The sequence below is a fragment of the Variovorax gracilis genome (assembly GCF_030317115.1).
Classification (GTDB): Bacteria; Pseudomonadota; Gammaproteobacteria; order Burkholderiales; family Burkholderiaceae_C; genus Variovorax; species Variovorax gracilis.
The window spans coordinates 24,076-46,425 of sequence record NZ_JASZYF010000002.1 but is presented as its reverse complement, the minus strand read 5'-3'; the positions used below and the strand labels follow the sequence as shown (position 1 = coordinate 46,425).

Sequence of the window (22,350 nt, the reverse complement as noted above, 5' to 3'; positions counted from 1 at the left end):
GTCAGCGATTGCGCTGGCCCAGCGTCAGGGTGTCGAGCTGGAACTTGCCGCTCTTGTCCCAGAGCCAGGTGTCGACGTACGTATGGGCGCCGACCTTGCCGGGGTTCGGAAAGGGCGATGCGTCCTTGATCAGTTCCTCGATCATCGGCGCCACCTCCGGCGCATGGCTCGGCGTACGCGAGAAGTAGACGCCCGTGACCTTGCCGGTGCTGTCCACGTCAGTCTCCGTGACCACCACCGCATACACCAGCGGCGGGATCTTGCCCTTGTAGATGCGGTTCGGATACTTCTTGTAGATGTAGCCCGCGCCGACCTTGCGATACGCCTTGACGGCGGACGTCTGCGAGGTGATCAGCCGCTCGGGCGTCACCTGCGCGGATGGGGTGTCGTCCCTGGGCGCGGCCTTCGCGGCGTCGCTCTTCCCCTCCTGCTTCAAGGCCTCGCAGCCTGCCAGGCCGAGTGAGACAACGAGAACGGTCAGGAGGAGCGTGTGTTTCATGGTGCCAGATCCAGTATCACAGGGGCGTGGTCACTGGGCTTCTCCCACTTGCGCGGCACACGGTCGATCACGCAGCCCTTGACGCGCGGCACCAGCGGTGCGCTCACCAGGATGTGGTCGATGCGCAATCCGCGGTTCTTCTGGTAGCCCAGCATGCGGTAGTCCCACCACGAGTAGCTCTTCTCGGGCTGGTCGAAGAGACGGAAGCTGTCCGTCATGCCCAGCTTCAACAAGTCCTTGAAGTGCTCACGTTCTGCGGTGGTGTGGTGAATCGTCTCTGCGAGCCCGACGGGGTCGAAGCTGTCGCGGTCTTCCGGCGTGACGTTGAAGTCGCCGAGCAGCACCAGGTTCGGATGGGCGACGAGTTCCTCGCGCAGCCAGTCGCGCAATGCGCTCAGCCAGCGCATCTTGTATTCGAACTTCTCGGTGCCGGGTGCCTGGCCGTTCACGAAGTAGCCGTTGACCACGCGCAGCTCGCCGGCCGGCGTGTCGATGGTCGCACTGATGACGCGGGAGTGATCGTCGATGAATCCGCCGATGTTCTTCACGACGTCACGCACCGGCGCCAGGCTCAGGATCGCGACGCCGTTGTAGGTCTTCTGGCCGAACACGGCGGCGTCATAGCCGGCCGACTTCAGCACTTCGAGCGGAAACTTGTCGTCGCTCATCTTGAGTTCCTGCAGGCACAGCACATCGACTGGATTGGCGATCAGCCAGTCGAGCACATGCTGCAGCCGCGCAGTGAGGGAGTTGACGTTCCAGGTAGCGATTTTCATAGGGTTGAGCGTTCGGCAGCGTGACGTCTCTGTAACGAAGTTCTCGGCAGTCAGCGCCGTTCGAGCGTGACGAAGCTGAACGGAAGGCCGTTGGCTGCGGTGTGAGACTCGCGCGCAATCTCTTGCCAGCCGGGGCCGAATCGGGGTGCCCAGGCGTCGCCTTCGTAGTCGCGCCCGATCTCGGTCACGACGGCGCGCTGCGCGAGAGGCTCGGCTTCCGCGTAGATCTGCGCGCCGCCGATCACCCAGGCTTCGGGCGAGTTGTCGCGCTCGCAGATCGACAGGGCGGCCTGCAGGCTGGGCACGCGCTCCGCACCGTCGCTCTGCCAATCCGGCTGGCGCGTGATGACCATGTTGCGGCGCCCGGGCAGCGGACGGAAACGCGGGGGCAGCGAGTCCCAGGTCTTGCGCCCCATGATCACCGGCGCACCCGCCGTCTGCTTCTTGAAATGCGCCAGGTCCTCGGGCAGATGCCAGGGCATCACGCCGTTGAGGCCGATCACGCCATTGGCGGCGCGCGCGAGGATCAGGTTGATGCGGGTGGCCACGGTCAGACGGCGACGGGCGCCTTGATGGCGGTGTGATGCTGGTAGTCGACGACCTCGAAGTCTTCGTACTCGTAGTCGAAGATCGAGGCGGGCTTGCGCTTGATGACCAGGGTCGGATAGGGGAACGGCTCGCGGCTGAGTTGCAGCGCCACCTGTTCCGCATGGTTGCTGTAGATATGGCAGTCGCCACCCGTCCAGATGAAGTCGCCCACGTCGAGATCGCATTGCTGCGCGATCATGTGCGTGAGCAGCGCATAGCTGGCGATGTTGAAAGGTACGCCCAGGAAGATGTCAGCGCTGCGCTGGTAGAGCTGGCAGCTGAGCTTGCCGCGCTCGCCGGCCGCTTGCGGCGGCGCCACGTAGAACTGGAAGAAGGCATGGCAGGGCATCAGGGCCATCTTCGACAGCTCTGCCACGTTCCAGGCACTCACGATGATGCGGCGCGAATCGGGGTTGCTCTTGAGCGTGTCGATCACCTGCTGGATCTGGTCGATGTGGCCGCCGTCCGGCGTCGGCCAGCTCCGCCACTGCACGCCGTACACCGGCCCGAGGTCGCCGCCTTCGCGTGCCCATTCGTCCCAGATCGTGACGCCGCGCTCCTTCAGCCAGTTGTTGTTGCTCGACCCGGTCAGGAACCACAGCAGTTCCTGGATGATGGATTTGAGGTGCACCTTCTTGGTGGTGACGAGAGGAAAGCCTTCGCTGAGGTCGAAGCGCATCTGGTAGCCGAACACGCTCTTCGTGCCGGTACCGGTGCGGTCGCCTTTCTGCACGCCCGTCGTGTCGACGTGGCGCATGAAGTCTTCGTATTGGGAGCGGACGGGCCGGTTCATTGGGAAGTCTCCACCCGGATCACCCGACCCGGATTCAGGATGTTCTGCGGATCGAGGCCGCGCTTGATGGCACGCATCATGCCGAGCGCCACCGGCGACTTGTGCTTCTCGAGCTTGTCGACCTTCAGCGAGCCGACGCCGTGCTCGGCCGAGAAAGAGCCGTCGAACTTCTCGACTGCGTCATACACCAGCGTGTTGATGCGGTCTTCATGGTCGCGCAGAAAGGCGGAGTTGTCGCCACCGGCCGGCGCCTGCACGTTGTAGTGGAGGTTGCCGTCGCCCAGGTGGCCGAAGTTCACGAGCCGGACCCCGGGAATCTCGCGCTCGAGGAGTGCGTCGGTATCGGCCACGAAGTCGGGAATGCGCGACACCGCGATCGAGATGTCGTGCTTGATGTTCAGCCCTTCCTCGGCCTGCGCCAGCGGAATGCTCTCGCGGATGTGCCAGAGCTGATGCGCCTGGGTGAGGTTTTCCGCGACCACGGCGTCGCTCACGCAACCTGCCTCGAAGGCGGTTTCGAGAAGCGCCTCGAAGCGGGCTCGCGCGTGGTCTTCGGACTCGTTGTCGGAATTCTCGAGCAGCACGCAGTAGGGCACTGCCTCGTCGTCGATGAACGGAACGCGCATAGCGGGGAAGTGCTTGGCCACCAGGCTCAGCGCGAACTTGCCCATGACCTCGAACCCGGTCAGGCCCGCGCCCAGGCGCTTGTGCGCGAGGCCGAGCAGCGTGACCGCGTGCTCCAGCGAAGGCACTGCCGCCCACGCGGTGAGCTGCGCGGCCGGCAGCGGGTAGAGCTTCATGGTCGCCGCGGTGATGATGCCCAGGGTACCTTCGCTGCCGATCATCAGGTCGCGCAGGTCGTAGCCGGTGTTGTCCTTGCGCAGGCCGCTGGTGCCCTCCCAGATCTCGCCCTGGGGCGTGATCACTTCGAGGCCGAGGCACAGGTCCCGGGTGTTGCCGTAGCGCACGACTTGCGTGCCGCCGGCATTGGTCGCAAGGTTGCCGCCGATGGTGCAACTGCCTTCGGCGGCGAGGCTGAGCGGAAAGAGGAAGCCGGCATTCCTGACGGCTTCCTGCAGCGTCTGCAGGACGCAGCCGGCCTCGACGGTCACGGTGAGGTTGGCGGCGTCGATGCCGCGGATCGCGTTCATGCGCTGCAGGCTCAGAAGGACCTGGGTACCGCTGTCGTCGGGGATCGAGCCGACCGCGAGGCCGGTGTTGCCGCCCTGCGGGACGATCGACGTGCCGGCCTCGGCGCAGGCCTTGACCACGTCTGCTACCTGCTGCACGCTGGCCGGCCGCACGACGGCCAGCGACTTGCCGCGCGAGCGCTTGCGCCAGTCCTGCTCCCAGGCGGTGAGATCGCCATCGGTCAGCACATGCGGGGCGCCGACGATGGCGCGCAACTTCTCGGTCAGGACGCTCATTGCGTCGCTCCTTCCAGGCTTCGCGCCCGCGCGGCGTTGCGCAGGCGAAGTCGAACATGCCAAGCACAGGCGGTGAAGAGCGCCAGGCACAGCAGCACCTGGACCAGCGCGAGTACTTGCCCGACGCCGTTGGTGTCGCTCCAGGCGCGCACCACGCCTTCGGTGAAATAGAGCCAGACCATCAGGCTGACCCAGCGGTAGGTGTACATGCGGTTCTTGAGCAGTCCCGCGAGCGGGACGACCAGCGGCAGAACCTTGAGCGCCAGCCACGAGCCGCCCGGACGCAACGGCGCAAGCCACAGCTCCCAGGCGAGTCCGAGCACGATCAGCCCGATGAGGCTGCCGACGGCGAGCCAGCGCGTGGCTGAAACAGAAGTGCGAGGAAGAGTGGATGCAATCAAGAGGGAAAAATCCGTAGCGCTACGCGCAATGCCAATCCAGGGATACCGCAGCCAGTCTGCCGGTGTCGCCCCTCGCAGGGGTGGGCGACGCGACACGAAGTGCGCGAAGCCTGGGGGTGAGATGATACCGGCCATGAATCGCCGGCAACTATGGAGGGACCTTTCGCACTTTCCCTGGGGCAACACCGCCGCGGTGCTCGGCGAACGTTTCCGGGAGGATCGCCTCGGCCTCACGGCGAGCAGCCTGACCTTCACCACCACCATCGCGCTGGTGCCCTTCTTCACCGTCGCGGCGGCGCTGTTCACGGTGTTTCCGATGTTCTCCAAGATGCAGGGCCGGGTTCAACGCTGGCTGATCGAAAGCCTGATCCCGGACAACATCGCGCGGCAGGTGCTGGGCTACCTGAACCAGTTCGCGAGCAAGGCCAGCGGCCTGGGCGTGGCGGGGCTCGTGGTGTTGCTGGTGACCGCTGTCGCCTTGATCCTCACCATGGACAAGACGCTCAACAATATCTGGCGCGTGCGCACGCCGCGGCCTTTCGCGCAACGCGTGCTGATCTACTGGGCAGCGATCACCCTGGGCCCGCTGGTGCTGGCCCTGAGCCTGAGCACCACCGCTTCTTTCTTCTCTGCCTCCCGCGACGTGGTCGGCGTCAGCGTGGTCAAGTTGCTGTTCGACACCTTCGAGTTCGTGCTTCTGGCGGGCGGAATGGCCGCGCTCTATCGCTATGTGCCCAACACGCACGTCAAGTGGTCGCATGCCTGGGCCGGCGGCATCTTCGTCGCGGCGGCGATCGAGATCTCCAAGCGGGTCCTCGGCTACTACCTCAGCCTGGTGCCGACCTATTCAGTTCTGTACGGCGCCTTCGCGACCGTTCCGATCCTCCTGATCTGGATCTACGTGGCCTGGCTCATTGTCCTGTTCGGCGCCGTGATCGTCGCCTACCTGCCCAGCCTGCTGATGGGTGTGGCGCGGCGGGGCGGCATGGCGGGCTGGTCGCTGCAGCTCGCGGTCGAGGTCCTGCAGCACCTGCACCGCGCGAAGGCCAGGCCCGGCAAGGGCATGGGCGCGGCGGAACTCGTTGCCCGGATGCGGATCGACGCGCTGCAACTCGCGCCGGTGCTCGAAACCCTGGTCGCGATCGACTGGATCGCGCCGCTCGCCGAGGAGCCCGACAACGATGACCCGCGCTACGTCCTCCTGGCCGACCCCGCCACGACGGCGCTCGAACCGCTGCTGAAGCAACTGCTCATGCCGCAGGCGCCTCCGCTGGAGAGCCTGTGGCGCAAAGGCCCTTTGGATGCGCTTCTGCTGCAGGATCTGCTGCCGAATCGATAATGGCGCGGCGCGTTTCATTCCTTTTCCTTTTTCCACCCTGGCCTTGACCGACTTCTCCGCTTCCGCTGACCCCCAGTCTTCCGGCGACCCGCAGTGGGTCGTTTGCCTGTGTGCCGAGTGGTGCGGCGCCTGCCGCGAGTACCGGCCGCTCTTCGAGCAGGTCGCGCGTGCCTATCCCCAATTCCGCTTCGCCTGGGTCGATGTCGAGGATCACGCGGACATTGCCGACGACTTCGACGTCGAGACCTTTCCGACGATGCTCGTCGCTGGCGCGGACGGCACGCGCTTTCTCGGCCCCTTGCTGCCGCATGCGGAAACCCTCGCACGCCTGTTGGGCGCACTGCAGCCTGCGCAGGCTTCCGCGCCCGAAGTGACCACGCTGCTCGCCGCCCTGGCGCGCGAGCCCCGGACCTTCACGGTCGGCTGACCCCTCTGGAACCCTCATGAAAATCATGCTCTTTGGTGCAACGGGCATGGTGGGGCAGGGGGTATTGCGCGAATGCCTGGTCGATGGCGACGTGACGCGCGTGCTCTGCGTCGGCCGCAAGCCGACCGGCCAGCAGCATCCGAAGCTCAGCGAGCTCATCGTCCCGGACATGTACGACTACTCGGCCGTCGAAGACAGGCTGTCCGGTTTCGATGGCTGCTTCTTCTGCCTGGGTGTTTCCTCCGTCGGCATGAGCGAGGCGGACTACCGCCGCATCACCTACGACCTCACGATGGCGGCGGCTCAGCCGCTGGCACGTCTGAATCCGCAAATGACCTTCATCTATGTGTCGGGTGCCGGAACCGACAGCACCGAGCGTGGGCCAAGCATGTGGGCCAGGGTCAAGGGTGCGACCGAGAACTCGCTGATGCGTCTGCCCTTCAGGGCCGCCTACATGTTCCGGCCCGGCTTCATCGAGCCGATGCATGGCGTGCGGTCGAAGACGGCGCTCTACCAGGCAGCCTACGTGATCGCGAAGCCGGTGTTCGGCCTGTTGCGCCGATGGGCGCCGAACCGAGTGACCACCAGCGTGCAGGTCGGACGCGCGATGCTCGTGGCTGCCAAGCGCGGCGCGCCCATGCCGCTGGTCGAAGTGCCGGACATCAACGCGCTGCGCTGACGCCGGCGCGTTCCTTCACGTTCAGCGTGTCAGGAACGCGCTCAGCGCGAACAGCGCGTCGTCGGGCGCTTCCGTCATCAGTGCATGGCCGGCCTTGACGGTCACGACCTTGGCGTTGCCGGCCTTCGAGGCCAGCGTGCGTGCCGAGCGCGGGGGCGTCATCTGGTCTGATTCGCCGAGGAGGAACAGCGTCGGGCAGTGCACGGCCGCCATCGCCTGTTCGCCGTTCGCATAGTCGTTGCACGCCTTGAAGCCGATGTGGAACACGTTGGCGTTCGGGTTGCTAGCCAGCACGCGGCGCATGAGGGCCCGCGATCCGCCATAGAGCCAGGTGCCGGGGCCCAGCGAGGAGGGCGGAGGCGCCAGCAGCGAATGCGAGAAGTTGTTGACCATGGTGATCGCGCGTTGCGGATCGTTGAGTGCGCCATCGAGCAGGGCCGGCGACACGGTCATGGGATAGGCGGTAGCCACCAGTGCCAGGTGGGTGACACGCTCCGGCGATCGCGCTGCGGTCTCGAGCGCGATCAGCGAGCCGAAGCTGTGGCCCACCAGTGCGGCCTTGGCGATGCCGGCTGCATCGAGCAGCGCGACGATGAACGCAGCCGCCTCCTCGACCGTCGCGGGTGGCGGGCCTTCGCTTTTGCAATGGCCCGGCAGATCCACCGCCAGCACGTTCCAGCCGTGGTTGGCAAACCAGCGGCTCTGGAGAATCCATACGCTGTGGTCGTTGAGGACGCCGTGGATGAAGACCACGGTCGGCTTGGCGCGGTCGATCGATTTGCCGCCGGTGTAGCAGTAAGTGCGGTGGCCGTTGACGATGAGGTCCATCAGGCACCTGCCTTTTCTGCGGCCTTCAGCGCGCGCTTGAGGTCATCGATGAGGTCTGCGGGGTCTTCGAGGCCGATCGACAACCGGATCGTGCCTTGCGTGATGCCCGCTCCGGCCAGCGCCTCATCGGTCATGCGGAAATGCGTGGTGCTCGCCGGATGGATCACCAGGCTGCGGCAGTCGCCCACGTTCGCCAGATGGCTGAACAGCTTGAGCGTCTCGATGAACTTCTTGCCTTGCTCGCGGTTGCCCTTCAGGTCGAAGCTGAAGACCGCGCCCGCACCCTTCGCGCCATGCCGCAGCAGCTTGTTGGCCAAGGCATGGCTCGGATGCGTCTCCAGCAGCGGATGCCCCACGTGCGCCACGAAGGGATGCGCTGCGAGGAACTCCACCACCTTCTGCGTGTTGTCGATATGGCGCTCCATGCGCAGCGGCAGCGTCTCGATGCCCTGCAGGATCAGCCAAGCGGTATGCGGGCTCATCGAGGCGCCGAAGTCACGCAGCCCTTCGCGCCGCGCGCGCAGCAGGAAGGCGCCGACCGTGCTCTCCTCGCTGAACACCATGTTGTGGAAGCCGTCGTACGCCTGTGTCAGCTCGGCGAATTTGCCCGAGCGCTCCCAGTCGAAGCTGCCGCCGTCGACCACCACGCCGCCGATCACCGTGCCGTGGCCCGACAGGAACTTCGTCGCCGAGTGATAGACCAGATCGGCGCCCCAGTCGAAGGGCTTGATGAGGTAGGGCGAAGTCAGCGTCGAATCGACCAGCAGCGGCACCTTGGCCGCATGCGCGATCTCGCTGACCGCCGGAATGTCCAGCACATCGAGACCCGGATTGCCTACCGTCTCGCCGAACAACAGCTTGGTCTCCGGCCGGATGGCGGCGCGCCAGCCATCGAGGTCGCCCGGCTTCACGAAGGTGGTGTCGATGCCGAAGCGACGCATCGTGTAATGCAAAAGGTTCTGTGAGCCTCCGTAAAGCGCCGTGCTCGCGACGATGTGTGAGCCCGCTCCCATCAATGTCGCGATCGACAGATGCAGCGCCGCCTGTCCACTGGCCGTCGCGATCGCGCCGATGCCACCTTCGAGTGCCGCCACGCGTTGCTCCAGTACGGCATTCGTGGGATTGCTGATGCGCGAGTACACATGGCCAGCCCGTTCGAGATTGAAGAGCGCTGCCGCATGGTCGCTCGACTCGAAGACGAAGGAGGTGGTCAGGTGGATCGGCACCGCCCGCGCGCCAGTGGCCGGGTCGGGTGCTGCGCCGGCATGCAATGCCAGCGTGTCGAAGCCGGGGTCGGAGTAGCCGGACATGAGCGCCTTTCAGTGTCGTTTTGCAATGCCCCGTTACGCGTGCAAACCCTGCGACGTCGACGTGGGCGAGTGGATGGGCGGCCATTGTGGGCTATATTCAATTCGGCACGCCGCCGAGTAAGTGAGGAGCAACACGATGAAAGTCAGCGACATCCTGCGAGTCAAGGGCAACACGCTCTTCACTGCAACGCCCGATCAACCCCTGGCTGACGCGGTCAACACCATGGCCGACAAGGACATCGGCTCGCTCGTCGTCATGGAGCATGGCGATCTGGTCGGCATGCTCACCTTCCGCGAGGTGATCGTCGCCATCGTCGCCAACGGCGGGCAGGTCGGCGGCACGCTGGTACGCAAGGCGATGGACGACCATCCCGTGACCTGCACCCTCGAAACCGATCTCGACGAGATCCGCCGCATCATGCTGGAGCGCCATGCGCGCTACATGCCGGTGATGGACAAGCGCATGCTGATGGGCGTGATCAGCTTCTACGACGTTGCCAAGGCAGTGGTCGACAGCCAGAACTTCGAGAACAAGATGCTGAAGGCATACATCCGCGACTGGCCTGCCGAAGACGAAAACTCTTGAGCTCGCCCGGGGCGTTGCGCACTTCGTGTCGCTTCGCCGACCGCCTGCCGAAGGAGAAACCGGCGGCTTGGCAAAGCCGGTTCCGCGGTGTCTCGCCAACGGGCTCGCTGCGCCAAGGCCTATTCCTTGATATTGGCGGCTTGAACGATCTTTTGATTGCGGGCGTATTCCGCGCGAACGAATCGGCCCAGTTCTTCCGGTGACCCGCTGCCGGGCACGGCGCCTTGTTCCTGCAGCTTGGCGCGCACGTCGGGGTCCTTCAGCACTGCGTTGAGTTCCTGGTTGAGGCGGCTCACGATCTCGGGCGGCGTTCCGGCCGGCGCGAAGAGGCCGGTCCAGCTCACCATCGAATAGCCTTTCAGGCCCGGCATTTCGTCGAAGGCCGGCACGTTGGGCATGGCGTCGAGCCGCTTGCTGCTCGTCACGCCCAGCGCTTTCACCCGGTTGCCGGTCACGTGCGGGATTGCGCTGGCGCTGACCAGCATCGCGAGGTCGACCTGGTTGCCGATCACGTCGGTGGCAATCTGTGCACCGCCGCGGTACGGGACGTGGGTCACGAAGGTGCCGGTGCGTTCCTTGAGCAGTTCCATGGCGAGTTGCAGCACCGTGCCCACGCCCGAGGTCGCGTAGTTGTACTTGCCCGGCGATGCCTTCGCGAGCTTCACGAAGTCGGCGAAATCCTTGACTGGCAGGCCGGGCCGCGCGACGAGCACCATCGGCGCGGTGTTGAGCATGCCGACGGGCGCGAGATCCTTGAGCGGGTCGAACTTGAAGGCGGCCGGGTTGATCAGCTTGCCGATCGCGATGGCGCTATCCGGCCCGGCGACGAGCGTGTAGCCGTCCGGAGTCGCGTTGACGGCCTTGGCCACGCCGATCGCGCCGCCTGCACCGGTCACGTTCTCGATCACGACCGACTGCTTGAGCCGCTCGCCGAGCTTGGTCGCAACGAGCCGCGCCGCGACGTCCACGCTGCCGCCGGCCGAATACGGAACGATCAGCGTGATCGGCTTGGCGGCCGGCCACGCGGGAGCCTGCGCGAATGCGGCGCCGGGCAGCGCGGCCATCAGCATCGAGGCGAGTAGGAGGGGGCGGCGGGTGTGCTTGTTCATGGCGTGGTGAGTTCAGTCTTGCGGAAGCTGGGCGCGGAGCGCATCGAATTCGTAGTTCCACTGCGTGTGCCATTGGCGGCGCAGCGAGTCGTCGATCCAGGCGCCATCGAGGCCGTTGTGCATGAAGCCGCGCAGGTCGTCGAGCCCGAAGCCGAAGTCGCGCACCATCATCAGCCAAGCCTGCGTCGGCGTGACCTTGTGCAGGGTCGGATCGTCGGTGTTCGGGTGGATGCGCAGGCCCAAGCCGGGCATCCGCCGGATCGGATGATCGAGCGCCCAGCGCTCGGGCGGCAAGGTCCGCAGGTAATAGGAGTTCGTCGGCACCACGGTGAACAGCACGCCACGTTCGGCGCACTCGCGCGCGAAGTCGGGCTGGTCGGTCACCGTGTAGCCGTGGTCGATCCGGTCGACTTTGAGCACATCGAGCGCGGTGCGCACGTTGGTCCACGGCATGCCGAACTCGCCGGCATGTGCGGTGGTCTTGAGGCCGGCGCGCCGGGCGTCGGCGTAGGCCTGCATGAAGAGTTCCGGTGGACGGTCGATCTCGCGGTAGTCGATGCCGACGCCGATGACTTCATCGCACCGGTTCTCCGTCACCCATTGCACCATTTCGACGGCTGCTTCGGGACTGGCCTCGCGGTCGATGGCCACGATGAGCCTGCCGGTGATGCCGAACTGCTGCTGTGCATCGTGGATGGCGCGCACGATCGCGTCCTGTGCCATCCGGTAGGCGATGCCGGATTCATGCACCGTGCCCGTCGGGTTCCAGAAGAACTCGCTGTAGCGAACCTGGTGACTGGCGGCGTCTTCGAGGTATTCGAGCGTGAGCCGGTGCAGGTCATCGGGCCCGCGCACCAGATGCGAGTCGAGCGCGCGAAGCACGCGCAGCACGCCGACCGGCTTTTCGCCTCGCGTGTAGAAGCCCTCGATTTCCTCGTCGGCCAGTGGCGCGCCGGCGCGGCGGTTGAGCAGGGCGAAGGTGTCGTGCCGCACGGTGCCGAACAGGTGGCAATGCAGTTCGACCTTCGGAATCGCATGGAGGAAGGATTCCAGGGTGAGCATGACGGGAAGTCTAGGCATGGGGAGTTGATAAGCAAAATTTTGAATTTCTATAATTTGATTCATCCAATTGATAACAATCCATGCCGCCTTCGTCTCTGCGTGCGCTGACGCTGCGCCAACTCCAGTTCTTCTCGGTCCTGGTCGAGGAGGGCCAGTTCGGCCGCGCGGCGCGGCGGCTTTCCATCACGCAGCCTGCGCTGAGCAATGCCATCAAGCAAATGGAAAAGCTGCTCGGAGCCGAGTTGCTGTCCCGCTCGACGCACAAGCTCGAACTCACGGCGGTGGGCGCCGAGGTCCTGGCGCGCACCGACTTTCTCGTCAACACGTTCGACGTCGCGTTGCGAGACATCGAGAGCACGGTACGGCGCGGGCGCGCGTTCGTGCGAATCGGCGTGATCCCGTCGGCGAGCGGCCTGGTTGCATCGGCAGTGGCTGAATTCACGAGAGGCGACGCGCCGCGTGAGGTCGAGTTCGGCTGGCGCGATGCACCGTCCAACACGCTGCTGGCGGAGGTGCGCAGCGGGCAACTCGATCTGGCGGTGGCGGCAATCACCGAGCCGCCAGGCGGGCTGGCCTGCGTCGACCTGTTTCTCGATCCGCTGGTGCTGGTGGTGCGGCGCGACCATCCGCTGGCGCAGGCGGGCGAGGCGAACTGGGAGGCGCTCGGGAGCGAGCGGCTGGTGCTCTTCGAGAGCGGCAGCATGCCGGCGCTCGGCGATCCGGCGCGCGCCCAGTTTGCGCAAGGGGCCGAGCCTTACCGTGTCAGCTACGCGGAGACGCTCTACGCATTGGTGCGCAGCGGCCACGCGCTGGGCCTGATGCCGAAGCTCTACACCTCGACGCTGCGCGACGATGATTTGAAGGTGCTCGACCTGCAGCGGCCGCACATCGAGCGGCGTGTCGTGCTGGTCTATCTGCCGGGGCCGATGCGCAACGTCGTCGCGCAGGAACTCATCGCGCATCTCGCCCGAGGCCTCCTGGAATAGGCTCCGCCATGGGCCGACGGGCCTTGCCGCCAGCGGCTAGTGCATCTCCGCAGCCGTGTGGATCGTCTCTCGCACGCGTGGATAGATCTGCGTATTCCACTTGCTGCCGCTGAAGACGCCGTAGTGGCCGACGCCGGCTTGCAGGTGGTGGGTCTTGAGGTACGGCCGTACGCTGGTGCACAAGTCCTGCGCAGCCACGGTCTGGCCGACGGCGCAGATGTCGTCGCGCTCGCCCTCCACGGTGAGCAATGCCGTCTTGCGGATGGCGGCGGGGTCCACCTTGCGGTCGCCGACCGTGAGTTTGCCGCGGGGCAGGTCGTAGGTCTGAAACACGCGTTCCACCGTTTCCAGATAGAACTCCGCCGGCAGGTCGTTCACCGCCAGGTATTCGTCATAGAAGTTCCGGATGACGGTGGCTTGGTCGACCTCGCCATCCACCAGATGCTGGAAGAGCTTGGCGAACTGCTGCTTGTGGCGGTCCGGGTTCATGCTCATGAACGCGCTGAGCTGCAGGAAGCCGGGGTAGACGCGCCGCATCATGCCGGCATGCGGCCATGGCACACGGCTGATCAGGTTGCGCTCGAACCAGCCGATGGAGCGTTCGTTCGCGAGCTTGTTCACCGCGGTCGGGTTGATTCGGCAGTCGACCGGGCCGGCCATCAGCGTCAGGCTGTACGGCGTGGACGGGTTGTCGTCTTCGGACATGAGCGCGGTCGCCGCCAGCGCCGCGACGCAGGGCTGGCACACCGCGACCATGTGCGTGCCCGGGCCGATCGCCTCGAGAAAACTGATGATCTGCAGCGTGTAGTCGTCGAGGCCGAATCCGCCGTGCCAGAGCGGCACATCGCGCGCGTTGTGCCAGTCGGTGATGTAGACGTCATGGTCGCGCAGCAGGGTGCGCACCGTTTCGCGCAGGAGCGTCGCGAAATGGCCCGACAGTGGTGCGGCCAGCAGCACCGGCGGATGCACCGCGCTGGTGTCCTTGCGAAAGTGCAGCAGCGTGCCGAAGGGCGCGACCAGCGCAGGCTCTTCATGCACCGCGACTTCCTCGCCGTCGACCATCACGCTATCGATGCCGTAGGGAGGACGCGTGTGCGTGAGCCGCATTCGCGAATACACCTCCATCGCCGCGGCCATTCGCCGTGTCAGGGTGCGGTCGGCTTTCGAGTGCCAGAGCGCGCTGCCGAGGTATTGGGCCGCAAGCCGGGATGGCGAAAGCAGGTCGGCGTTGGTTTGGTAGGCCCGGTACAGCATGCATGAGGTGTAGGCAAGTTGTGGGCCAAGCACGGGCGTGCGATCGGCAGGCGCACCGTTCTGGCACAGGCCTTGCACAGCTCCCAGGCCGATCCGGCAGCCGAGGAGCGTCAGCATGGCCAAACCCGTACTCACCATCAGCAGCAAGAACTACGGTGCGTGGTCGCTTCGCGGCTGGCTGATGTGCCGCCTTGCGGGCCTGGAGTTCACCGAGCACATCATCCCGCCCGACGATCCGGCGATGAAGGCCGAGATGCTGCTGCTCTCCGCCTCGATGCTGGTGCCCTCGCTGCAGCACGGCAGCGTCAAGGTGTGGGACACCTTGGCCATCGGTGAATACCTCAACGAAATCAAGCCCAAGGCCGGCCTGCTGCCCGCCGACATGAAGGCGCGTGCGCATTGCCGCGCGATCTGCGGCGAGATGCACTCGGGCTTCAGCTCGATGCGCGGATCGCTGCCGATGAACGTCAAGGCCAAGTTCCCCGCGTTCAAGATCTGGTCGCGCGCCCAGACCGACATCGACCGGGTGGTCGCGATCTGGCGCGAGTGCCTCAGTGCGTACGGCGGCCCTTTCCTGTTCGGTGAACAGCCCTGCATGGCGGATGCGATGTACGCGCCGGTCGTCACGCGTTTCATCACCTACGACGTGGCGCTCGACAGGACCTGCGCCGCCTATTGCAAGCGGATCATCGAATTGCCTGCCATGCAGGAATGGGTCAAGGCGGCAAAACAGGAGCCGGAAGAAATCGACGAACTCGACGCCGAGTTCTGAGCCCTTGCCGCCGGCCGGCCGGCCGGCCGTGTCAGCCCGCGGCCTTGCGGAACATGCGCAGGTCGAGCGTTGCTTCGTTGCCCAGCCACATTGCGTGAGCGGTGTGATCGAGGTAGTCGTCGCCGGTCAGGCCATGGACGAAGATGTCGAGCCCGTTGCGATGCTCGTCGAGCCAGCCGATGACTTCATCGAACTCCGCGGCGTCGAAAGCGATCTGGCAACTCCAGTGCGGATGGGGACCCACCAGCTTTTCATGGACCCGGCCCACCACCACGAGCAGGCTGTGGCCGGCGTCCTCGGCCAACTGGCGCGCCTGCTCGACGGTGTCCGGCCCGAAATAGATATGGGCGTGGTACTGCGGGTAGAGGTTTTCTGGGCGGCGAGGCATGGTGGACTCCGGGCGAACGTGGAGCTTACGCTTCTGCTTGTCCGTCGGTAACAGGCGCTTGCTGCATCGCAGGCGGAATGGTGAAATACTGTTATTTCATACAGCATCTAGACCCAGCCATGGCCGACGTATTCATCCCCCTGCACGCCCTGAAGGGCCGAGGTGCGGCCACGCACTTGCCGCATCGATTCGAGCGCGACGCGCGCAACGCCTTCGACGACGGCTGGGGCACGCTCGAGGAAGGCGCGGCCGATGCCGAAGGCTTGCCGCCCCTCGCCACCGAAGTCCGCTTCGAAAACGTCAAATCGGTGCTCACCCACAACGATTCCCCTGACGTGCCGTTCGACAGTTCGCTCAATCCGTACCGGGGGTGCGAGCACGGCTGCATCTACTGCTTCGCCCGTCCCACCCACAGCTACCTCAATCTGTCGCCAGGGCTCGATTTCGAGACCAAGCTGATCGCCAAGCGCAACATCGTCGAGGTGCTGCGCGCCGAACTGGGCCGCAAGAGCTACGTACCGAGTCCCATCGTGATCGGCACCGCGACGGATTGCTACCAGCCGATCGAGCGCGAACTCCGGCTCACGCGCTCGGTGATCGAACTGCTGAAGGAAACACGCCACCCCTTCGGCCTCGTCACCAAGTCCAGCGCGGTGGAGCACGACCTCGACGTGATCGCGCCGATGGCCGCAGAGCGCCTGGCGGCCGTGTACGTCACCATCACCACGCTGGATGGCGAACTGGCGCGCAAGCTCGAACCGCGCGCGGCGGCGCCGCACCGCCGCCTGCGCACCGTGCGCACGCTGGCCGAAGCGGGCGTCCCAGTGGGCGTGAGCGTGGGGCCGCAGATTCCGTTCGTCAACGAGGATATGGAGCAGGTGCTCGAAGCGGCCTGGGAAGCGGGTGCGCGCAGTGCGTTCTATACGGTTGTCCGCCTGCCTTGGGAAGTCGCGCCGCTCTTCAAGCAATGGCTGGAGCTGCACTACCCGCAGCGCGCGGGCCGCATCATGGCGCGCATCCGCGAGATGCGCGGCGGCAAGGACTACGACGCCGACTTCGCCACGCGCATGAAAGGCAGCGGGCTGTGGGCGGACCTGATCCGGCAGCGATTCGAGAAGGCAACCCAGCGCATCGGCTTCAACCGTGAGCGCACGACGCAGGACCTCAGCGCGTTCCGACCACCTGGCGCAGCGGGGCAGGGCAGCCTGTTCTAGCTTCGCTCGTGCCGCGGGGCTCGACGCCGCACCAGTCGCCGCCCAGCGCCTTCACGAGGAAGACGGAGGTCAGCATGCGCTGGCCATTGATCTGCGCAGCCTGGCGTTCGGTGTTGAGGAGTGCCTGCTGGGCGGTAATCACATCGAGATAGATCGACGCGCCGCCCTCGTAGCGGCTGGCCGCCATGTCCAGCACGCGGCGCGAACTCGCGACGGCTGCGAGTGCTTGGGTCGATGCGCGGTCCAGCGATGCCAGGCCGGTGATGCCGTCCTCGGCCTCCTGCATCGCGGTCAGGACGACGCGGCGGTAGTTGGCCACGGCGGCGTCGTAGCCGGCGCGCGTGAAATCGACATTGGCGCGGATGCGCCCGCCGTCGAAGATCGTCTGCGTGGCCGAGACGCCGATCGACCACAGCAGGCTGTTGGCATTGAACAGGGTCGAAAGCGTTCGGCTGTCGAGGCCCCCGGTCGGGAACAGCATCACGCTCGGATAGAAGGCCGCGGTGGCCACGCCGATCTGCGCATTGGCTGCGGCCATCGCGCGCTCCGCGGACGCGACGTCGGGTCGGCGCTCCAGTGCATCCGACGGCACGCCGATGGGAATCGCGGGTGGCACGAGCGGCTTGAGATCGGCCGCGATCGAGAACACGGGCGCGGGCGTTCCGGTCAGCGTGGCGATCGCGTGTTCGTACTGGGAGCGCTGTTTCTTCAGCACGTCCACTTGTGTGAGCGTGTTGTCGAGCAGGGCTTGCTGTTGGGCGACGTCCAGGCCCGACACGGCACCCAGATCGTGCCGATCGGTCACGAACTCCAGCGCGCGACGCTGCAAGGCGATGGAGCGCGCGAGCACATCCAGTTCCACGTCGGTCGAACGCAAGTTGAAGTAGCTCGACGCCAGGTCGGTCGTGAGCAGGAGTCGGGTGTTCTCGAGGTCGGCGGCCGACTGCGCGGCCGACGCCGTTGCGCCTTCGACGGACCGCTGCACGCGCCCTGCGAGGTCGAGTTCGTAGCTCGCCGTGAGCGACAGCGCGAAGTCGTTCTGCACCGTCGAGAAATTGGGCGCGTTGTAATTGGTGAGCGGACGGTTTTCCGAGATCTGGAAACGCGCCGCGCGCGCGCCGAGTCCGACTTGCGGATAGCGCGCCGCCTCGCTGCCGGCGAGCGATGCGCGCGCCTGAGCCAGCCTCGCGGCAGCCACGTCCAGCGTCGGGTTGTTGACCAGCGCCTTTTGCTGCAGTGCGTCGAGCTGCGCGTCACCGAAACGCTGCCACCAGCGGCCCTTGGCGTCTGCGTCGCTGGGTGTGCCCTGGCGCCACGGTTCTTCGAGCTGCCAGGTCACCGGCACGTCGACGGGCGGCTTCCGGTAGTCCGGCCCTGCAACGCAGCCCGCCAGCAGCGCGGCCGCCAGTATCGAGATCCGGGGCAAGCTCACGCCGGTTCCTTGGCGACCACGACGACGTCGCCCTCGGCCAGCGAATCCGACGGGTTCAGCACCAGCCGGTCGGTGGCGCCGAGGCCATCGAGCACTTCGACCGTCTCCCCGTAGTTGCGTCCGAGTTGCACGGTGCGCAGGCGAACGCGCCCCTGCCCGTCGACCACGGCCACGCGCGTGCCTTCGGCCCTGAAGAGCAGCGCGTTGGCGGGAATGGTGAGCGACTGGCTTGCCGCGAGCGGCAGCGAGACCTGCACGTAGGCACCGGGCAGCAGGGTGCCGTCCTTGTTGGGCAAGGACACCTCGACCTGCATCATCCGCGTGGTCGTGTCGATCGCGCCCGACGTGCGCGCCACTTCGCCCTTGAAACTCTGGCCGCGCAGTTCGGACTGGGTGACGACGACCGGCTGCCCGGCCTTGATGAGCTGCGCATAGGCCTGCGGCACGTTGATGTACACCCGCAGCGGGTCGGTCTGCGCGAGCATGAACAGCGCCCGCCCGCCACCACCTCCGCCCGCATCGATCAGGTCGCCCACGTCGACGTTGCGCCGCGTGACGACCCCGGCGAAGGGCGCCAGGACGCGCTTGAATCCCTCGGTCTGCCGCAAGCGCTGCACGTTGGCGTCGGCGGCGGCCAGGTTCGCGGTGGACTGTGCGAGCGCGCTGCGGCGCTCGTCCAGGTCCTGCTGCGAGACCACGTCCTTCTTGCGCAGGTTCTCCCAGCGGGCGACCGTGCTCTTCGCCAGTTCCAGCCCCGAGGCTGCCTGCTGGCGTGCCGCGATGGCCTGTGAAAGTTGCTGGTCGATTTCCGGCGTCTCGATCTCGGCCAGGAGTTCACCCTTTTCGACACGGCTGCCGATGTCCTTGGTCCACCTGCGCAGATAGCCGCTGGCGCGTGCCGAGATCGGCGACTGCACGAAGCCCTGCAGCGTGCCCGGCAGCGCCAGCGTCTGGCCGGCTGCCGCCGTCTGGGGCAGGGCCGTCTTCACGTACTGCGCGGCGCGCTCGGTGGTGCCGGCCTCCAGCGCGCGCGCATTGCTCATGCGGACGAACACGGTGCGCGCGGCGCCGACTGCCAGCAGCACGAGCACGATGAGCACCGCGATCCGGGTGCGGCGCAAGATCTGCCGGCGCTTCGGCAGCTCGTGGTGAGCGCCGTCTTCATCGACGGCGATCGGGTGGATGGCCAATGCCGCGTGGCGTTGCTCCGACATGTTTTCAGGTCTCCTGGGGCTCGGCCCCGAGCGAGGATGATGCAGATGGGGCAGTGTCGCGCGCTGCCTTGCGGCGCGCGCGGCGGCTGTGGATTTCGGCGAAGACGGCCGGCACGAAGAACAGCGTCGACACCGTCGCGAACAGCAGGCCACCGATCACGGCGCGGCCGAGCGGCGCGTTCTGCTCGGCGCCTTCACCGAGCCCCAGCGCCATCGGGATCATGCCGATGATCATCGCCAGTGCCGTCATGAGCACCGGCCGGATGCGCGTGGCGCCGGCCTCGAGCGCGGACGAGAGAGGGGTGGTCCCCGCCGAGAGCCGCTCGCGCGCGAAGGCCACCAGAAGGATGCTGTTCGCCGTCGCGACGCCCATGGTCATGATCGCGCCTGTCAATGCCGGCACGCTGAGGGTGGTGCCGGTGATGAACAGCATCCATGCGATGCCGGCCAATGCCGCCGGCAGCGCAGTGATGATGATGGCTGCATCGATCCACGACTGGAAGGTCACCACGATCAACAGATAGACCAGGACGATCGCCATCGCCAGGCCGACGCCCAGCCCGATGAAGGACGACTGCATGGTCTGCACCTGTCCGCGCACCGTCACCTGGCTGCCCCGCGAAAGCTTGGGCCGCATCTCGTCGACCAGCGCCTGCACCTTGGACGCCACGCTCGCGAGGTCGGTCCCCTGGACGCTGACGTACACGTCGACCACCGGGCTGATGTTGTAGCGCGAGACCACCGCCGGCTGCCGTCCGGGCTGGGCGTCGACCAGGTTGCCCAGCAACTGCGGCGCATTGCCGGCAGCCGCGCCACCGCCGCCAGCGCCGACCGGGATGTTGAGTAGCGAATCCAGCGAGTCCACGTTGTACTGCGGCGATTGCACCGCGATGTTGTAGACGACGCCATTCTGCGGGTTGAGCCAGAACGCCGGCGCCGTCTGCGAACTGCCGGACAGCGCGATCAGCACGTTCTGCCCGACGTTCGCGGCCGTCAGCCCGAACTGCTGCAGCCGCGTGCGGTCCATCTGCAGGTTCAGGCCGGGGCCGTCCAGCCGCTGGTGCACGTGCGCGTCGACCGCGCCGGGAATCTGCCGGATGGCCTTGACCAGTTCCGCAGCGCGGGCCGCGTTGGCGTTGATGTCGTTGCCGCTGAACTGCACGTCGATGGCCGCGGGCAGGCCGAAGTTGAGGATTTGCGTGACGATATCCGCCGGCTGGAAGAAGAATTCCGTGCCCGGAAAGCGCTTGGGCAGCTCGGCGCGCAAGAGTGAAACGAACTCTTCGGTCGGCCTGTGCCCGTCGCGCAGCGACAGCAGGATCTCGCCGTCCAGCGTGCCGATGGTTCCGGCATTGCTGTAGGAGAGGTTGATGCCGCTGTTGGGCACGCCGAGGTTGTCGAGGATGGTTTCGAGCTGGTCCTTGGGAATCAGCTGCCGGATCGCCGCTTCGACTTCGTCGGCCAAGCGCGCCGTTTCCTCGATGCGGGTGCCGGTGGGGGCGCGCATGTGGAGGCGGATCTGGCCGGCATCCACGCCGGGGAAGAAGTCGCGGCCCAGCACCGGGTACAGCAGGCACGACAGAACGCAGAAGCCCAGGAAGAGCACGATGAACTGCCCGCGCTTCGCCAGCAGGGCCGACAGCACGAGCGTGTAGGCCCGCCGAACGCGCTCGAACTTGCGGTCGAAGCTGCGGTAGACCCGCTGCAGCAAGCCCGGATGGGTGTCGGCGGCGGCCTTGGCATGCACGCCGCCCATCAGCAGCATGACCAGCGTCGGGACCAGCGTGCGCGAGAGGATGTAGGACGCCAACATCGCGAACACCACCGCTTCCGCGAGCGGCACGAAGAGAAATCGCGCCACGCCCGACAGGAAGAACATCGGGACGAACACGATGCAGATGCAAAGCGTCGACACGAAGGCCGCCGGCCCGATCTCGCCGGCGCCGACCAGGATGGCCTCGTTGAGCTCGGTGCCCATGTGCAGGTGGCGCTCGATGTTCTCGATCGTCACGATCGCCTGGTCCACCAGGATGCCGACCGAGAGCGCAAGGCCGCCGAGCGTCATGAGATTGAGCGTCTGGCCCAGCGCATAGAGCACGAGGATGGACGCCAGGATCGACAGCGGGATCGTGAGCGCAATGATGAGCGTGCTGCGCCAGTTGCCCAGGAAGAGCAGCACCATCGCGGCCGTCAGCGCCGCGGCAATGACCGCTTCGGCCACCACGCCCTGCACGGCAGCCTTGACGAAGACTGACTGGTCGAAGAGCGGCGTGATCTTGATGTCCGCCGGCATGCCCTGCGCGGCGACGGGCAGCAACGCCCGCAAGTTGGAGACGATGTCCAGCGTCGACGCGCCGCCGTTCTTCAGTACCGACAGCAGTACGCCGCGCACGCCGTCCTGCCGCACCACATTGGTCTGAGGCGAAAAGCCGTCGCGCACGTTCGCAACGTCGCGAAGGTAGGTGGTGGCGCCGGCGGAAGTCCGCACCGGCAGGTCGTTGAGGCCGGCGATGGCCTCGGGCGAGCCGTTCATGCGCACGCTGTATTCGGTGGCGCCGAACTTGGCCGTGCCCGACGGCAGGATCAGGTTTTGCGCGTTGACCGCATTGACCACGTCGGCCGGCGACAGGCCGCGCGCCTGCATTGCCTGCGTGTCGAGGTCGACCGAGATGAGCCGGTTCTTGCCGCCATAGGGGAAGGGCACCGCCACGCCCGGCACGGTGATGAGCTGCGGCCTGAGCTGGTTGATCGCCGCGTCGAACAGCGCGTTTTCCGCCCGCGTGGGGCTCGACAGCGCCAACTGGATGACCGGAATGCTCGATGCCGAGTACTTGATGACCAGCGGCGGCGTGATGCCCGGCGGCAACTGGCGGACCTGTGTCTGCATCGAGGCCACGACCTGCGCGATGGCCGTCTCGATGTTCGCTGTCGGCTGGAAGAAGACCTTGATGACCGTGACCCCCGCCAGCGACTGCGACTCGATGTGCTCGATGTCGCTCACCGTCGTGGTCAGGCTGCGCTCGGTCTGGCCGGCGATGCGCTGGCCCATCTCCTGTGCCGGCAGGCCGCCGTAGTTCCAGATGATGCTGATGACCGGAATATTGATTTCCGGAAAGATGTCTGTCGCCATCCGTAACAGCACGAATGGCGTTGCCAGCACGATGAGCATCGCCATCACGATGAAGGTGTACGGGCGACGCAGGGCGAGCTGGACCATGGACACGACTTGTTACTTCTCGACAACGAGGCCGCCATCATAAGGAGAG

22 protein-coding genes are annotated in these 22,350 nt (G+C 66.1%); 7 read left to right on the top strand and 15 right to left on the bottom strand.

The genetic code is table 11. From position 1 onward, the window contains the following. Window position 1: 1 nt before the first annotated feature. The 6 genes from QTH97_RS05810 to QTH97_RS05785 are packed head-to-tail and all read right to left on the bottom strand — an operon-like array spanning window position 2 to window position 4,484. The gene (locus QTH97_RS05810) at window positions 2-499 is read right to left on the bottom strand and encodes a hypothetical protein (protein WP_286567154.1); all 498 of its coding nucleotides are present in this window, start codon (window positions 497-499) and stop codon (window positions 2-4) included. Beyond that, complete coding sequence (gene xth, locus QTH97_RS05805; protein ID WP_286567153.1) at window positions 496-1,275, bottom strand: exodeoxyribonuclease III; 780 nt, start codon at window positions 1,273-1,275, stop codon at window positions 496-498. Before xth ends, QTH97_RS05810 begins: the two co-directional genes overlap by 4 nt. A gap of 50 nt (window positions 1,276-1,325) precedes the next feature. After that, on the bottom strand, window positions 1,326-1,823 hold the full coding sequence (locus tag QTH97_RS05800) for a dihydrofolate reductase (RefSeq protein ID WP_286567152.1): 498 nt from the start codon (window positions 1,821-1,823) through the stop codon (window positions 1,326-1,328). 2 nt (window positions 1,824-1,825) lie between these two features. Then, window positions 1,826-2,656, bottom strand: coding sequence for a thymidylate synthase (locus QTH97_RS05795; protein ID WP_286567151.1), 831 nt, complete (start codon window positions 2,654-2,656; stop codon window positions 1,826-1,828). Then, window positions 2,653-4,083 carry an FAD-binding oxidoreductase gene (locus tag QTH97_RS05790; RefSeq protein WP_286567150.1) on the bottom strand — a complete coding sequence of 477 codons (1,431 nt, stop codon included), beginning with the start codon at window positions 4,081-4,083 and terminating at the stop codon, window positions 2,653-2,655. Before QTH97_RS05790 ends, QTH97_RS05795 begins: the two co-directional genes overlap by 4 nt. Then, the gene (locus QTH97_RS05785; protein ID WP_444813386.1) at window positions 4,080-4,484 is read right to left on the bottom strand and encodes a DUF2069 domain-containing protein; all 405 of its coding nucleotides are present in this window, start codon (window positions 4,482-4,484) and stop codon (window positions 4,080-4,082) included. The genes QTH97_RS05790 and QTH97_RS05785 overlap by 4 nt, the downstream gene beginning before the upstream one ends. 121 nt (window positions 4,485-4,605) lie before the next feature. On the opposite strand from QTH97_RS05785, the gene QTH97_RS05780 reads away from it, so the two are divergent. The 3 genes from QTH97_RS05780 to QTH97_RS05770 are packed head-to-tail and all read left to right on the top strand — an operon-like array spanning window position 4,606 to window position 6,929. Continuing rightward, on the top strand, window positions 4,606-5,823 hold the full coding sequence (locus QTH97_RS05780; protein WP_286567149.1) for a YihY family inner membrane protein: 1,218 nt from the start codon (window positions 4,606-4,608) through the stop codon (window positions 5,821-5,823). A gap of 37 nt (window positions 5,824-5,860) precedes the next feature. Further along, window positions 5,861-6,250, top strand: coding sequence for a thioredoxin family protein (locus QTH97_RS05775; protein WP_444813398.1), 390 nt, complete (start codon window positions 5,861-5,863; stop codon window positions 6,248-6,250). 16 nt (window positions 6,251-6,266) lie between these two features. Further along, window positions 6,267-6,929, top strand: coding sequence for a Rossmann-fold NAD(P)-binding domain-containing protein (locus tag QTH97_RS05770; RefSeq protein ID WP_286567147.1), 663 nt, complete (start codon window positions 6,267-6,269; stop codon window positions 6,927-6,929). Between the two features lie 21 nt (window positions 6,930-6,950). Here the strand turns inward: QTH97_RS05770 and QTH97_RS05765 are convergent, their stop codons facing one another. Beyond that, complete coding sequence (locus QTH97_RS05765) at window positions 6,951-7,757, bottom strand: alpha/beta fold hydrolase (RefSeq protein WP_286567146.1); 807 nt, start codon at window positions 7,755-7,757, stop codon at window positions 6,951-6,953. Then, a complete protein-coding gene (locus QTH97_RS05760) occupies window positions 7,757-9,067 on the bottom strand; it encodes an O-acetylhomoserine aminocarboxypropyltransferase (protein WP_286567145.1) in 1,311 nt (436 codons plus the stop codon). The genes QTH97_RS05765 and QTH97_RS05760 overlap by 1 nt, the downstream gene beginning before the upstream one ends. A gap of 136 nt (window positions 9,068-9,203) precedes the next feature. On the opposite strand from QTH97_RS05760, the gene QTH97_RS05755 reads away from it, so the two are divergent. After that, entirely contained in the window at window positions 9,204-9,653 is a 450-nt protein-coding gene (locus QTH97_RS05755) for a CBS domain-containing protein (RefSeq protein WP_286567144.1), read from the top strand. A 119-nt stretch (window positions 9,654-9,772) separates the two neighbouring features. Here the strand turns inward: QTH97_RS05755 and QTH97_RS05750 are convergent, their stop codons facing one another. Together QTH97_RS05750 and QTH97_RS05745 are read right to left on the bottom strand one after the other, a co-directional pair. Next, window positions 9,773-10,762, bottom strand: coding sequence for a Bug family tripartite tricarboxylate transporter substrate binding protein (locus QTH97_RS05750; RefSeq protein ID WP_286567143.1), 990 nt, complete (start codon window positions 10,760-10,762; stop codon window positions 9,773-9,775). Between the two features lie 12 nt (window positions 10,763-10,774). Beyond that, a complete protein-coding gene (locus QTH97_RS05745; RefSeq protein ID WP_286567142.1) occupies window positions 10,775-11,842 on the bottom strand; it encodes an adenosine deaminase family protein in 1,068 nt (355 codons plus the stop codon). Window positions 11,843-11,904: 62 nt separating this feature from the next. Here QTH97_RS05745 and QTH97_RS05740 point away from each other — a divergent pair, with 62 nt between their 5' ends. After that, window positions 11,905-12,810 carry a LysR family transcriptional regulator gene (locus tag QTH97_RS05740; protein ID WP_286567141.1) on the top strand — a complete coding sequence of 302 codons (906 nt, stop codon included), beginning with the start codon at window positions 11,905-11,907 and terminating at the stop codon, window positions 12,808-12,810. A 36-nt stretch (window positions 12,811-12,846) separates the two neighbouring features. On the opposite strand, the gene QTH97_RS05735 is transcribed toward QTH97_RS05740, so the two are convergent. Next, entirely contained in the window at window positions 12,847-14,064 is a 1,218-nt protein-coding gene (locus tag QTH97_RS05735; protein WP_286567539.1) for a polyhydroxyalkanoate depolymerase, read from the bottom strand. Window positions 14,065-14,179: 115 nt separating this feature from the next. Here QTH97_RS05735 and QTH97_RS05730 point away from each other — a divergent pair, with 115 nt between their 5' ends. Next, a complete protein-coding gene (locus QTH97_RS05730; RefSeq protein ID WP_286567140.1) occupies window positions 14,180-14,836 on the top strand; it encodes a glutathione S-transferase in 657 nt (218 codons plus the stop codon). 31 nt (window positions 14,837-14,867) lie between these two features. On the opposite strand, the gene QTH97_RS05725 is transcribed toward QTH97_RS05730, so the two are convergent. Then, a complete protein-coding gene (locus QTH97_RS05725; protein WP_286567139.1) occupies window positions 14,868-15,224 on the bottom strand; it encodes a DOPA 4,5-dioxygenase family protein in 357 nt (118 codons plus the stop codon). 119 nt (window positions 15,225-15,343) lie between these two features. Between QTH97_RS05725 and QTH97_RS05720 the strand changes: the two genes are divergently transcribed. Further along, a complete protein-coding gene (locus QTH97_RS05720) occupies window positions 15,344-16,438 on the top strand; it encodes a PA0069 family radical SAM protein (RefSeq protein WP_286567138.1) in 1,095 nt (364 codons plus the stop codon). On the opposite strand, the gene QTH97_RS05715 is transcribed toward QTH97_RS05720, so the two are convergent. Genes QTH97_RS05715 through QTH97_RS05705 form a run of 3 tightly spaced genes read right to left on the bottom strand, consistent with a single transcriptional unit; the run spans window position 16,389 to window position 22,307 of the window. Further along, window positions 16,389-17,870, bottom strand: a complete 1,482-nt coding sequence (locus QTH97_RS05715) for an efflux transporter outer membrane subunit (protein ID WP_286567137.1) — start codon at window positions 17,868-17,870, stop codon at window positions 16,389-16,391. The genes QTH97_RS05720 and QTH97_RS05715 overlap by 50 nt on opposite strands. Beyond that, entirely contained in the window at window positions 17,867-19,084 is a 1,218-nt protein-coding gene (locus QTH97_RS05710) for an efflux RND transporter periplasmic adaptor subunit (protein WP_286567136.1), read from the bottom strand. Before QTH97_RS05710 ends, QTH97_RS05715 begins: the two co-directional genes overlap by 4 nt. A 4-nt stretch (window positions 19,085-19,088) precedes the next feature. Continuing rightward, window positions 19,089-22,307: an efflux RND transporter permease subunit gene (locus QTH97_RS05705; RefSeq protein ID WP_286567135.1), complete on the bottom strand. Its 3,219-nt coding sequence runs from the start codon at window positions 22,305-22,307 to the stop codon at window positions 19,089-19,091. Window positions 22,308-22,350 lie beyond the last annotated feature (43 nt).

Bases quoted from the DNA above. Each gene is read 5' to 3' on its own strand.
- QTH97_RS05750 (WP_286567143.1), bottom strand. From the start codon at position 10,762: ATGAACAAGCACACCCGCCGCCCCCTCCTACTCGCCTCGATGCTGATG.
- QTH97_RS05720 (WP_286567138.1), top strand. From the start codon at position 15,344: ATGGCCGACGTATTCATCCCCCTGCACGCCCTGAAGGGCCGAGGTGCG.
- QTH97_RS05725 (WP_286567139.1), bottom strand. From the start codon at position 15,224: ATGCCTCGCCGCCCAGAAAACCTCTACCCGCAGTACCACGCCCATATC.
- QTH97_RS05780 (WP_286567149.1), top strand. From the start codon at position 4,606: ATGATACCGGCCATGAATCGCCGGCAACTATGGAGGGACCTTTCGCAC.
- QTH97_RS05770 (WP_286567147.1), top strand. From the start codon at position 6,267: ATGAAAATCATGCTCTTTGGTGCAACGGGCATGGTGGGGCAGGGGGTA.
- QTH97_RS05740 (WP_286567141.1), top strand. From the start codon at position 11,905: ATGCCGCCTTCGTCTCTGCGTGCGCTGACGCTGCGCCAACTCCAGTTC.
- QTH97_RS05765 (WP_286567146.1), bottom strand. From the start codon at position 7,757: ATGGACCTCATCGTCAACGGCCACCGCACTTACTGCTACACCGGCGGC.
- QTH97_RS05735 (WP_286567539.1), bottom strand. From the start codon at position 14,064: ATGCTGTACCGGGCCTACCAAACCAACGCCGACCTGCTTTCGCCATCC.
- QTH97_RS05755 (WP_286567144.1), top strand. From the start codon at position 9,204: ATGAAAGTCAGCGACATCCTGCGAGTCAAGGGCAACACGCTCTTCACT.
- QTH97_RS05745 (WP_286567142.1), bottom strand. From the start codon at position 11,842: ATGCCTAGACTTCCCGTCATGCTCACCCTGGAATCCTTCCTCCATGCG.
- QTH97_RS05790 (WP_286567150.1), bottom strand. From the start codon at position 4,083: ATGAGCGTCCTGACCGAGAAGTTGCGCGCCATCGTCGGCGCCCCGCAT.
- QTH97_RS05795 (WP_286567151.1), bottom strand. From the start codon at position 2,656: ATGAACCGGCCCGTCCGCTCCCAATACGAAGACTTCATGCGCCACGTC.
- QTH97_RS05730 (WP_286567140.1), top strand. From the start codon at position 14,180: ATGGCCAAACCCGTACTCACCATCAGCAGCAAGAACTACGGTGCGTGG.
- xth (WP_286567153.1), bottom strand. From the start codon at position 1,275: ATGAAAATCGCTACCTGGAACGTCAACTCCCTCACTGCGCGGCTGCAG.
- QTH97_RS05760 (WP_286567145.1), bottom strand. From the start codon at position 9,067: ATGTCCGGCTACTCCGACCCCGGCTTCGACACGCTGGCATTGCATGCC.
- QTH97_RS05710 (WP_286567136.1), bottom strand. From the start codon at position 19,084: ATGTCGGAGCAACGCCACGCGGCATTGGCCATCCACCCGATCGCCGTC.
- QTH97_RS05810 (WP_286567154.1), bottom strand. From the start codon at position 499: ATGAAACACACGCTCCTCCTGACCGTTCTCGTTGTCTCACTCGGCCTG.